General features: G+C 74.6%; 12 protein-coding genes. 5 read left to right on the top strand and 7 right to left on the bottom strand.

What is annotated here, in order from left to right:
• Position 1: 1 nt before the first annotated feature.
• Entirely contained in the window at positions 2-1,264 is a 1,263-nt protein-coding gene (locus tag SSBG_RS00390) for an extracellular solute-binding protein (RefSeq protein ID WP_050776675.1), read from the bottom strand.
• A 292-nt stretch (positions 1,265-1,556) separates the two neighbouring features.
• On the bottom strand, positions 1,557-2,576 hold the full coding sequence (locus tag SSBG_RS00385) for a LacI family DNA-binding transcriptional regulator (protein WP_008744263.1): 1,020 nt from the start codon (positions 2,574-2,576) through the stop codon (positions 1,557-1,559).
• 347 nt (positions 2,577-2,923) lie between these two features.
• Here SSBG_RS00385 and SSBG_RS00380 point away from each other — a divergent pair, with 347 nt between their 5' ends.
• Entirely contained in the window at positions 2,924-3,199 is a 276-nt protein-coding gene (locus tag SSBG_RS00380) for a hypothetical protein (protein WP_008744262.1), read from the top strand.
• Positions 3,200-3,225: 26 nt separating this feature from the next.
• Here SSBG_RS00380 and SSBG_RS00375 read toward each other — a convergent pair whose 3' ends face one another.
• Positions 3,226-3,882: a hypothetical protein gene (locus SSBG_RS00375; RefSeq protein ID WP_037868574.1), complete on the bottom strand. Its 657-nt coding sequence runs from the start codon at positions 3,880-3,882 to the stop codon at positions 3,226-3,228.
• Positions 3,883-4,138: 256 nt separating this feature from the next.
• Here SSBG_RS00375 and SSBG_RS00370 point away from each other — a divergent pair, with 256 nt between their 5' ends.
• Entirely contained in the window at positions 4,139-4,819 is a 681-nt protein-coding gene (locus SSBG_RS00370; protein ID WP_037868572.1) for a type 1 glutamine amidotransferase domain-containing protein, read from the top strand.
• 305 nt (positions 4,820-5,124) lie between these two features.
• The gene (locus tag SSBG_RS00365) at positions 5,125-6,093 is read left to right on the top strand and encodes a D-alanyl-D-alanine carboxypeptidase family protein (protein ID WP_008744259.1); all 969 of its coding nucleotides are present in this window, start codon (positions 5,125-5,127) and stop codon (positions 6,091-6,093) included.
• A gap of 179 nt (positions 6,094-6,272) precedes the next feature.
• On the opposite strand, the gene SSBG_RS00360 is transcribed toward SSBG_RS00365, so the two are convergent.
• Entirely contained in the window at positions 6,273-7,139 is an 867-nt protein-coding gene (locus SSBG_RS00360; RefSeq protein ID WP_008744258.1) for a helix-turn-helix transcriptional regulator, read from the bottom strand.
• Between the two features lie 85 nt (positions 7,140-7,224).
• Between SSBG_RS00360 and SSBG_RS00355 the strand changes: the two genes are divergently transcribed.
• Positions 7,225-8,007, top strand: coding sequence for an SDR family NAD(P)-dependent oxidoreductase (locus tag SSBG_RS00355; RefSeq protein ID WP_037870903.1), 783 nt, complete (start codon positions 7,225-7,227; stop codon positions 8,005-8,007).
• Between the two features lie 816 nt (positions 8,008-8,823).
• Positions 8,824-9,315, top strand: a complete 492-nt coding sequence (locus tag SSBG_RS00350; RefSeq protein WP_234010290.1) for a glycoside hydrolase family 75 protein — start codon at positions 8,824-8,826, stop codon at positions 9,313-9,315.
• Positions 9,316-9,343: 28 nt separating this feature from the next.
• Here the strand turns inward: SSBG_RS00350 and dhaM are convergent, their stop codons facing one another.
• The 3 genes from dhaM to dhaK form a co-directional block, all read right to left on the bottom strand.
• Positions 9,344-9,757, bottom strand: coding sequence for a dihydroxyacetone kinase phosphoryl donor subunit DhaM (gene dhaM / locus SSBG_RS00345; protein WP_008744255.1), 414 nt, complete (start codon positions 9,755-9,757; stop codon positions 9,344-9,346).
• Positions 9,754-10,374 carry a dihydroxyacetone kinase subunit DhaL gene (gene dhaL, locus SSBG_RS00340; RefSeq protein ID WP_037870901.1) on the bottom strand — a complete coding sequence of 207 codons (621 nt, stop codon included), beginning with the start codon at positions 10,372-10,374 and terminating at the stop codon, positions 9,754-9,756. Before dhaL ends, dhaM begins: the two co-directional genes overlap by 4 nt.
• Positions 10,375-10,447: 73 nt before the next feature.
• The gene (dhaK, locus tag SSBG_RS00335) at positions 10,448-11,440 is read right to left on the bottom strand and encodes a dihydroxyacetone kinase subunit DhaK (RefSeq protein WP_008744253.1); all 993 of its coding nucleotides are present in this window, start codon (positions 11,438-11,440) and stop codon (positions 10,448-10,450) included.
• Positions 11,441-11,492 lie beyond the last annotated feature (52 nt).

Genomic DNA, 11,492 nt, shown 5'->3' with positions numbered 1-11,492 from the left:
CTCACCGTGTCGCCTCGACCTGCGCCGCGCCGAGCGCGGCGGCCGGGCTCTTCTGCCCGGAGAGCGCGGCCTGCACGGCCGTCCACAGCGCCTGCGAGGCGGCCGGGTACGTCGCGCCGAGTTGCGCCGTGCGGCCCCGCGCGCCCGCTATGCCCTCCACGAACGGCTTCATCTGCGGCTGCTCACCGGCGAGTTCGGCGGCGGCGCGCTTCGCGGCCGGGACGTACTGCGTCAGCTTCGACCACGCGAGGCTGTTCTTCTCGTTCACCATGCAGGAGATGACCTCGGCGGCCTTGCGGGACTTCTCCGCGCCGTTGTCGCCCGCCGCCCACACCTCCCCGCCCAGCGCACCCGAAGGCGTGCCGCCCCGCGCGGGCACCGGCATCGGGACCACCCCGTAGTCCGCTTCCGACAACCCCGCCTTCTTCAGCTGCGGGAGCTGCCAGGGGCCGTTGACCATCATGCCGAGCGAACCGTTCGCGAACTGCTCCTGCACGTTCGCCTGCGTCCAGCTGAGGACGTCCTTCGGCGCCGACCCGTCCTTGACCAGCGCGTCGAGGAAGCTGAGCGCCTTCACCCCCTCCGGCGAGTCCAGTTTCGACAACTCGGCGCCCGCCGAGAGGAAGAACGCCTCGAACTGGAAGCTCCCCTCCTCGGTCGCCGGAACCGCGAACCCGATCCCGTGCCGCTTCCCCGACGTGAGCTTCTTCGCGGCCTTCGCCAGCGCGTCCCACGTCGTGGGCGGAGTGAGGCCCGCGTCGGCGAAGAGCTTCTTGTCGTAGTACAGGGCCAGGGAGTTGACGCCGGGCGCGACGCCGTACAACTTCCCCTCGTACTTCCCGGCCGCCACCACGTTCTCGTACAGCCCCTCCGTCCTCAGCCCCGCCTCGCCGAGATCGGTCAGGGCGCCGGTGGCCGCGAGCTGCTGGAGGTCGGGGTTGTCGAGCAGGACGAGGTCGGGCACGGCGTGCGAGCCGGCGAGCTGGATGAGCTTCGTGCGCAGGTCGGGCACGATCTTCCGGCGCACCGTGACCCCGGCCTTCCGGCCGCAGGAGTCGAGGAGTTCGGGCAGCGCGCTCATCGTCGGGTCGGTGTTGTAGTAGTCCATCTCGGTCAGCACGAGGCGTCCCGAGGAGTCCTTGGCGGCGGTGCCCCCGCCGCCGTCGCTCCCGCACGCGGTCAGGAGCGTCGCGGCGGTCGCGCTCGCCGTGGCGAGCAGCGCGATCCGGCGCGCGCCGCGAGTTCTGCGGGGTGTACGGGGCATGGCGAGGTCCTCTCGGGGGCACGGCGACGGCGCCCGTCACGGACGGGACGGGCCGGTGGAACCGCGCCTGCGATGGGCGGGAAGGGCCGCTGCTGCGGTCGTGGTGGTGCCGGAGCCCGCGGCGTGGGGGCGCGACGGGGGCGGAGCCTGGTGCCGCGCGGGCCTCGGGGGAGGGGCGGCGCGGGGGAAGGGGGTGCCGTGGTGGTGGTGCGTAATGCGGGTGTGCCGGTGTTGTCGTGGTGGTGGCTCCGGGCTGACGGCGGGCCGGGAGAGCGGGACGGGGTGGGTCGGGTCAGGCGGACGCGGGGGCCGGGCCCTCGGTGCCGCGCGGGAGGAAGGGCGGGCTGAGCAGGACGTGGGCGAGCGGCTCCTCGGGGCGGGTGACACGCCGCAGCAGGGCCTCGACGGCGCCGCGGCCCATCTCGGTGCTGGGCACGTCCGCGCCGCCGATCTGCGGCTCGTGCGCGCGGGCGTGCTCCTCGGAGGTGACGGCGAGCAGCGAGAGATCACGCGGCACCACGACACGCATCGCCCGCAGGGCGGCCACGATGCCGTCGAGCGCGCGCTCGTTGACCGTCACGATCGCCGTGGGCGGCGGCACCACGGTGCCGAGCAGACGCCGGGTCACCTCCGCCCCCGACTCCTCCGCGTCCTCCGCGCACACGGCGACCCCGCGCGCGCCGAGCGCGGCGACGGCCTTCTCGAAGGCGTCGAGCGCCCGGAAGGCGGGCCCGTACTCCCGGTCCAGGAGCCACTGCGGACGGTTGATCAGGGCGAACCGCTCGTGCCCGAGAGCCGCCAGACGCGTCACGGCCTCGGTCACGAGACCCGCGTAGTCGAGATCGATCCAGCTGTGCGCCTCCTCGGACCCCGTCCTGCCGATCGTGACGAACGGCAGCCCCTCCTCGATGAGCCGCGCGACCCGGCTGTCGTGGAGCATCGTCTCCATCACGATCACGCCGTCGACCCTGCGCTCCCCGACCATCCGGTCGAAGGCGCTCTCGTGCGCCTCGCCGCTCGGCGAGAGCAGGACGTCGTGATCGTGCGCCGCCGCCGCCTCGGCGACCGCGCCGACGAAGCGGAGCTGCTCCACGTTCAGGTGCTCGCTCGTCGGCGGGATGACGAGGCCGAAGGCCCGCGTGGAACCGTGGGCGAGGGCCCGCGCCGTGGCGCTCGGCCGGTACCCCGACTCCTCCACGACCCGCATGACCCGTTCCCTGATCGCCTCGGAGACCTGCCGCTTGCCGCTCAGCACGTACGAGACCGTGCTGCGCGAAACCCCGGCCCTGCGGGCGATCTCGCCGATGTTCAGCACGGCCTCCTGACGACGACGTCCTGACGGTGCGTGAGGCGAAGGTACCGCCCCCGAGCAACTGCCCGGCCCCGGGGATCTCTTCGCGCGAACCGGTTCGCGAACCGGTTCGCAACGCATTACAGACAGGTTTCCCCGGGCCGTCAAGATCCCGCGCACGAAGTTCTCCCCGGCACCCCGGACACGGCCCCCAGGCCCCGACCGCCCAGCAGCCGTACGGTCAACGGGCCGGAGCGTGCGATGCCCGGCCTGCCCCTGCCCCTGCCCCTGCCCCTGCCCCCGCCCCCGCCCCCGGCCGGGCGCGGCGTGCTCGTCCGCCGCGCGCGGCCGTCCTACACTCCGGACCCATGACTTCGACCCCGGCCGATCCCGCGTACACCGTCGTACTCAAGCCCCAGCTCACCGACGAGTCGGGGCAGCTCGACCACGGCGCCGAACTGCGCCGCGCGGTCGTCCGGCCCACCGGTGCCGAGGGCACGAGCGGCTATCCCCGCTTCGCGGGCGAGGGCGTCGAGGCCGACATCGACCCGGAGAACCACGCGGTCGAGGCGGTCACGGTCGACAACGAGGAACTGCCCGTCGGCTGGGTCGCCGAGGCGCTTCCCGGTGAGCACCGGAACTGAGACCCGGCCGCCGCCCGGTCCCGGGCTCACCGTCCCCACACCCTCCTCCGCAGCCACCACACCAGCGCGCCCGCCCCCGCCGCCGCGACGAGCGCGGTCCCCGCGCCGAAGGCCCCGGGCGAGTCCCGCTCCGGCTTCGCGCTGCCGCCGAGCCCGCCCCGTACCCCGCCCTTCGGCATCTCACCCGGCACGCCCGCCGGGGACTCCGCCATCCCCGCGTCCGCGTACGGATCCACCGGGGCGTCGCTCGCGCTCGCCGGCCCGCTCGGACGCGGCGCGGGGGAGTCCTTCGCGGCCGTGCCCTCGGGCGCGGGCGTCACGGCCGGGGACGGCAGGGGGCCGGGCACCCGCACGGCCGCTCCGCTCAGCCGCGTACCGTCGGCGCAGCGCACGCGGGCGACGTACCGCCCGTCCTCGACGGCGAGCCAGGAGGCGGTACGGGCGCGACCGCCGGGCGCCAGGTCCACGGCGAAGCCCCCGTCGGCCGTCGCCCGGCCCGCGGCGACGAGGGTCGCCGTGCCGCCCCGGGGGCACGCCGACGTCGTGAGCCGCACCGTGGACCCCTGCGCGCGGACCGTCACGGGGTCCCGCGCCGGGGCCCCGTCGGCGTGGGCGCAGGGGGCGAGGGCCAGCAGGGCGCAGGCGCCCAGAGCGGTCGCTGTCAGAGAAGTCGCGCAAGGCATCGGGACCGTCCTCGGGCGCGGCACGGCGGCGCCCGGTCGGGCGCGCGACGGGAGAACCGTGCGGGCCGCTGCCCAGCCCACGTCCGCGCCGTGCCCGCCGCACCCGCGCGGCTCCCGGCTGCCGCCGCGCAGGTGACGAGCTCATCCGTCCGGCCCAGCCCCGCCGGGACCGGACCCGCCCGCGCGGGCAGGGAACCGGTGACCCGCACCGGCCGGGGCACACGCATTCCCTGACCCTCTGCCAAGGAGCGAACCCATGCCCACGATCCTCTTCGTCCTCACCGGCTCCGACCACTGGACCCTCGCCGACGGCACCCGCCACCCCACCGGTTTCTGGGCCGACGAGGTGGTGGCGCCGTGGAACCTGTTCACCGAGGCCGGGTACGAGGTCGAGGTCGCCACACCCGGCGCCGTCGTCCCGGCCGTGGACGCGGCGAGCCTCGACGCCTCCGTCGCGGGCGGAGAGGAGGGCGCGGCGCTCGACACGATGACGCCGCTGCTGCGCCCCCGTGCCATCGCCGACGTCGATCCGGACGCGTACGCCGCCGTCTTCTACCCCGGCGGTCACGGCCCCATGGAGGACCTCTCCCACGACGCCGCGTCGGCGGCGCTGCTCACCCGCGCCCTCGGCTCGGGGCGCCCGCTCGCCCTCGTCTGCCACGGCCCCGCCGCGCTCCTCGCCACGGCGGACGCGGAGGGCGGCAGCCCCTTCGCGGGGTACCGCCTCACCGGCTTCACCAACGCCGAGGAGACGCAGGCCGGCTTCGCCTCCCGCGCCCCCTGGCTCCTCCAGGACCGCCTGACCGCGCTCGGCGCCGACGTCCAGGAGGGCGAGCCGTGGGCCGCGAAGACGGTGAGCGACCGCACCCTCCACACGGGCCAGAACCCGGCGTCGGCCGGACCGCTCGCGCAGGTGGTGCTCGACAGGCTGGCCTGAGGCAGCGGCCCGGTACCGATGCCAACGGGGCCCCCGCACCGCCGACGGTCCCACCCCCTGCCTCGCCCGGCGCCGCGCGGGGCGCGCTCGCCGCATCGCGAGATGATCATCATCCGATCCTCGCGTGTGGGCCCTGTGACGAGATCATGCGGCTTCTTGAGCGCGCGCGCTCCGCGTGATGGCGTGGAGCAGGTGTCTCCGGGACGTTCCCGGGGGCCTTCCCGGGCGCCGAGGCGGGGGGCACGTCCGCCGGGCCCCGGGCACGTACGGTCCGGCGTCCGCGCCGGTAGGAGGAGAAAGACTTCATGGGTGCACACGCCCGCCCCAACCGCTTCCACCGCACCGGTGTCCGCATCGCCTCGGCAGCCCTCGTCGGAGCGGCACTGCCGATCGGCGCGACCGGACTGGCCCAGGCCGCCGCGCCGGACAGCACCCCGCACACCACGGCCGCCACCGCGGACACCGCGGCCAGCACCGCGGACGCGCAGGACGCCCCCGCCGTCGAGGCCGGCCACGCCTTCCTCCTCGACGCGCGCGACGGCAGCCAGGAACGCGAGCTGTGGGCCGGGGCCGACGCCGACGAGAGCGTCCCGGTGGCCAGCACCACCAAGATCATGACGGCGGTCGTGGTGCTCAAGCACCCCGAGTGGCTGGAACGGCGGATCACGGTCAAGCAGGAGTACCGGGACTACGTGCAGGAGGTCGGCGCCAGCACGGCGGACCTCCAGACCGGGGACACCCTGACCGCCCGCCAGCTCCTGCACGCCATGCTGATCCCCTCCGGCGCCGACGCCGCCCGCGCCCTGGCGGACAACTTCGGCAACGGCGACACCGAGGAGGCGCGGATCGCCGACTTCATCGCCCAGATGAACGCGGAGGCGCAGCAACTCGGCCTCAAGGGAACCCACTTCGACTCGGTCGACGGCATCTCCCAGGGCAACAACCACAGCACGGCCCGCGACCTCGCCAAGCTGGGCCAGCGCGCCATGCTCCAGCCGGTGTTCGCCGAGGTCGTCAAGAACACGCAGTACAAGACCGAGGCACCGGCCGCCAACGGCCGCACCCGGTACTACACCTGGAACAACACCAACGAACTCCTCGGCACCTACGACGGGGCCCTCGGCGTCAAGACCGGCAGCGGTCCCGAGGACGGCTACTGCGTCGTCTTCGCCGCCGAGCGCGACAACCGCACCCTGATCGGCGTCGTCCTCGGCGACGACGAGGGCCGCTTCGACGACGCCACGAAGATCCTCGACTGGGGCTTCGCGCACTGAGCGCGGCGGTGGACCGGGCGCACTGGGCGCACTGGGCGCCCGAGGGCTCTGAGGTCACTGAGCGCACCGGGTTACGGAGCAGGCGCGACGCACCGGGCGTGGCGCCTGCTCGCGGTTTTGCCGGGACCCGCCGCGCCCCAAGGGCCCGGGGGCCCGGGGCCCCGCCCCGCCCCGCCGTCTCAGCGGCTCCGGCCCGCCTCCGCTCCCAGTACCCCCAGGAACGCCAGAGCCTCCGCGCTCGGCGAGCCCTGCGGCGCGCTGTAGAGCACGAGTCGCTGGCCGCTTTCGTCGAGGCCGAGGACGTCGCAGTCGACGGTAATGTCCCCCGCGACCGGGTGGCGGAACGTCTTCGTCAGCACATGCGCGGCCCGTACGTCGTGCCGCTGCCAGAGCCGTGCGAAGTCCGCCGAGCCCGCGCGCAGCTCCTCGATCAGCGCCGTCACCTCCGGGTGCTTCGGGTAACGGGCGAGGGCGTTGCGCAGCTCCGTGACGACGTCGTGGCGGAACGCGGTGGCGTCGGAGATGCCGTACAGCGGCCCCTCGGTGTCCTCGGTGTCCTCGGTGTCCTCGGGACGGAGGAAGGCCCGGCGCGCGAGATTGCGCTCGGCGGGGGCGAGCGCGCCGAAGTCCTCCATGAGCGCGGCGGCGAGATCGTTCCACGCGAGGACCTCGAAGGTGGCCGAGAGGACGAACCCCGCCGTGAGCGGCAGCCGCTCCAGGAGCGCGAGCACGCTCGGCCGCACTTCGCGCAGCGGCGCCGGTTCCTGCACGGGCACGGTCCCCGCCAGTACGTGCAGATGCGCCGTCTCCGCCTCGGTGAGCCGCAGCGCGCCCGCGATCCCGGCGAGGACCTCGCCCGAGGGGCGCGGCGCACGCCCCTGTTCGAGCCGTACGTAGTACTCCGTCGAGATGTGCGCGAGGACCGCCGCCTCCTCGCGCCGCAGCCCCGGGGTACGGCGGCGCGGCCCCGAGGGGAGGCCCACGTCCGCGGGGCGCAGCCGTTCGCGGCGGCTGCGCAGGAAGGCGCCCAGCTCCTGCTTGTCCATGCGTCCAGTGTGCTCCGCGCGCGGCGGGTCATCCTGGTACCGCCTGTGCCTGTATGCGGCCCGCGGCCCGGCCGACGCTGAGGGCATGACACACAGCACGGAACACGGCCCCGTCGGCCTGCTCAGCGGCAAGGTCGTCCTCGTCACCGGTGCCAGCCGGGGCATCGGCGCGGCGGCGGCCCGCCTTTTCGCCGCCGAGGGCGCCTCCGTCGTCCTCGCGGCTCGCGGTACGACGGCGCTCGACACGCTGGTCGGCGAGATCCGCGCGAACGGCGGCACCGCGGACGCGGTCACGCTGGACCTCGCGGAGGCCACGAGCATCCGCGCGGCCGTCGACCGCGTGGCCGCGCTGCACGGCCGCCTCGACGGCGCCTTCAACAACGGCGCGGCCGGCCAGGCGCCCGGTCCGCTCGACACCACGGCGGACGAGGTGATCGAGGAGCAGTTCGCCGTCAACTTCCGCGCCCACTGGACCGCCATGAACGCGGAGGCCGCCCTCATGCGCCGCTCCGGCGGCGGGGCGATCGTCAACACGTCGAGCATCGGCAGCCGCCGCGCCAACCCGGCCCTTCCCGCCTACGGCGCCATGAAGCGGGCCCTCAACAGCATCACCGAGAGCGCCGCCGTCACCTGGGCACGGGAGGGCATCCGCGTCAACGGCATCACCCCCGGCGGTACGGCGACGCGGATGATCGACGAGTGGGAGGAGGCGACCCCTGGCGTCGTGGACCGGATCACCTCCTCGGTCCCGCTGGGCCGCATGGGGGCGCCCCGCGAGGTCGCGGAGGCGGCGGCCTGGCTGCTCAGCGACCGGGCGTCGATGGTGACGGGCGCGATCCTGCCGGTGGACGGGGGAGCGGGCGCCTGACGGGGCCTGACGGGGCCTGACGGAGGGCTCGGCGCGGAGGGCGCGGCGTGGGGCGTGTCGCGGGTGCGCGCGTGCCGGGTCACCGGTCCGTCCCCGCCGCCGTGCCCGGTACCCGGGTGACGGCCCGCGCGTCCCGCCCCGCCCCGGCGGGGCGGGGGATGGCAAGGGGTTAGCGTCCGCGACGGTTTGTTCATCCGTTCGCTGGAGATCGGTTGACGTCCTCGATGCCGTCGTGCCCACGGCCGGGGGCCGCCCGCAGGTCGTGCCACGCCCTGCTCACGGTGACCCTCGCCCTCGTCCCCCTCGCCTGCGCGGCCCCCGCACCACCGCCCCGGCCGCCGGCCGCCGGGGCGCCACCGTGCCGACCGGAACTGCTCCCGATCCCTAGCCTTTGTTTTTTTGGTTCGGCCGGAGCCTCAAACGACCTGTGTACCACATAGATATAATGTTGATAATAGTAGGACTACATAATGCCAGACACCAAATGTTTATGATAACTTTTATTCTTCTTTCAACTGAAGATAAAATGTTGATTGATTTTATTAAAATAAAAAAGAGAGATAGCAAAAGCGGCGGACAGACAGAAAATATATAAAAAATCAAAATATATCCGTATGTCTGAGACGCTCCTGCTCCGTCCCCCGCTCCGGGGGCCCCGCGGCCTCGCCCCCGCCCACCCCCGCGATCCCGTCGCACCCCGTTGCCCGACCGGCCGCGATCAGCGCCGACGTCCTCCGCTCCCGTGCCGCCCGCTCCTGCCGGCAGGTCTCGGCCGGGCTCTTCCGGCGCGACGCGGGGCGCGCGGCCGACGCGCCCGTGTGCGCGGGCCGGGGCGATGCGCTGCACTGGATCGCCGACCTCGACATCGACTGCGACGGACGCCCGGGACCGGTCTGCAACGCCGCCTCGGGACCGTACTTCCAGGAGACGACCGCCTGGAACGGCTCGGACGGTCGCCCGCTGAGCGCCGACACGGTCCCGTACGTCGTGGTCCCCGGCCCCTCCGCGCGCTGGCGTCCCGCCGCCTCGGGGATCACCGGCGGGACGCTCGCCGTCCTCGTGCACGGGCACCGGGTGCGGTACGCCGTCGTCGGGGACACGGGGCCCGCCGACGTCATCGGTGAGGCCTCCTACGCCGCCGCGCGCTCACTCGGTCTCGGCGGCGCTCCCCAGGCGGCGGGCACGCAGGACGACGTGCTCTACCTGCTCTTCCCCGACACCCGGGTCCGTCCCGTCGAGGACCCGGCGGCGGCACGCGCGGCGGGACGGGACCGCCTCTCCCGCTACCTGCGAGAGACGGCGCCATGACGAGGCGCCCCGCCGCGGCGCGGGTCCGTCACCGCTTGTGGTAGTCGTACGCCTCGGCGGCCGCCGCCCGTACCGCCTCCAGGTCCGCGCCCGCCGAGGCGGCGACGGCGGCGGCGACCGCCCCCTCGACCAGCGGGGCGTCCACGAGCGCGCTGCGCGCGGGCAACTCGTCGCCCTCGGCGAGCAGCGCCTTGACGGTGAGCACCGCGCTGCCGAGATCGGCGAGGATCGCGACCCCCGCCCCCTGGTCCACGGCGTGCGCCGCCCGGACGATGAGATCCGCGCTCGTCCCGAGCCCGCCGTCCTCCGTACCGCCCGCCGCCTCGATCCGCACCCTGTCCTCCGCCCCCGTGAGCTGCGCCGCGAGCCGTGCCACCGCCTGGGCGACCGTCGCCGAGTGCGAGACCACGACGAGCCCGACGCCCCCCTGCGCGCCGCTCATGCCCCCGCCCTCCCGGCCGTGTCCGCGAGCGCCCCGAGCAGGAGCGCCGCCGAGGCCGCTCCCGGGTCCTCGTGCCCCTCGCTGCGCTCGCCCAGATAACTCGCCCGCCCCTTGCGCGCCCGCAACGGCACGGTCGCCGCCGCGCCCGCGCGCGCCGCTTCGGCCGCCGCCTCCCAGGAGGTGTCCAGGGCCTCCGAGGCCGGGACGAGCGCGTCGATCATCGTCTTGTCGCCCGGTTTGGCGCCGCCGAGCGCCGAGACCGCCTCGATCCCCGCGCGCAGCGCGGCGGCGAACTCCGCCCGGTCCGGGTCGGTGCGCTCGCCGAGCGCTTCGCCGAGGGCCTTCCCGGTCCGGCGCAGCAGCGTCCCGTACAGCGGGCCCGAGGCCCCGCCGACGGTGGAGACGAGCCGTCGCCCGGCCAGCGCGAGCACCGCCTGCGGGCTCGCGGGCTCGTCCGCGGCGAGCGACTCGCGCACGGCCGAGAAGCCCCGCCTCATGTTGGCGCCGTGGTCGGCGTCCCCGATCGCCGAGTCCAGCGCGGTGAGCCGCTCGGCCTCCGCGTCGAACACCGCGGCGGCGCCGTCGAGCCACCGCCGGAAGAACGCCGCGTCCAGCACGCCCTCGTCTTCGCTGTCACCCATGTCCGTCCGTCACCCCTTCGTAGATTCCCCCTGCGGCTGCCGCGTGGCCTCAGCGGCCCCAGCGCAGCCCGGCCGTCTCGACGGGCGCGTCCCACAGCCGCAGCAGTTCCTCGTCCGCGCGGCACACCGTCACCGAGGCGCCCGCCATGTCGAGCGAGGTCACGTAGTTGCCGACGAGGGAACGCGCGACCGGGACCCCGCGTTCGCCGAGCACCCGGTGCACCTCGGCGGTGAACCCGTACAGCTCCAGGAGCGGAGTACCGCCCATGCCGTTGACGAGGAGCAGCACGGGCCCCTCGCCGCCCAGGTCGTCCAGCACGGCGTGCACCGCGTGGTCCGCGATCTCGCCCGAGGTCATCATTGGGCGCCGTTCGCGGCCGGGTTCGCCGTGGATGCCGATGCCCAGCTCCAGCTCACCGGGCGGCAGGTCGAAGGTCGGGCCGCCCTTCGCCGGCGTGCTCACGGAGGAGAGCGCGACGCCGAAGCTGCGCGAGGCCGCGTCGACGCGCTCCGCGAGCGCCGCGACCTCGGCGAGCGGACGCCGCTCGTCGGCGGCCGCGCCCGCGATCTTCTCCACGAACAGCGTCGCGCCGGTGCCGCGCCGCCCCGCCGTGTACAGGCTGTCGGTCACGGCGACGTCGTCGTCCACGAGGACCTTGGCGATCGCGATGCCCTCCTCCTCGGCGAGTTCGGCCGCCATGTCGAAGTTGAGGACGTCCCCGGTGTAGTTCTTCACGATGAAGAGCACCCCGGCACCGCTGTTCACCGCGGCGGCGGCACGCACCATCTGATCGGGCACGGGCGAGGTGAAGACCTCGCCGGGGCAGGCCGCGTCGAGCATCCCGGGGCCGACGAACCCCGCGTGGAGCGGTTCGTGCCCCGAGCCGCCGCCGGAGACCAGCGCGACCTTCCCCGCGACGGGGGCGTCGCGCCGCACCACCACCCTGTTCTCGATGTCCACGGTCAGTTCGGGATGCGCGGCGGCGAGGCCGCGCAGGGCGTCGGCGACGACGGTCTCCGCGACGTTGATCAGCATCTTCACGGTGCCTCCGGTGGCGTGGGCGTCTCCGTCGCGCGGTGCCGCCCGGCACGGC

It is taken from the genome of Streptomyces sp. SPB074 (genome assembly GCF_000154905.1).
Classification (GTDB): Bacteria; Actinomycetota; Actinomycetes; order Streptomycetales; family Streptomycetaceae; genus Streptomyces.
Note: the sequence above shows the minus strand (reverse complement) of the source record. Positions and strands in the feature narration are given on the sequence as shown.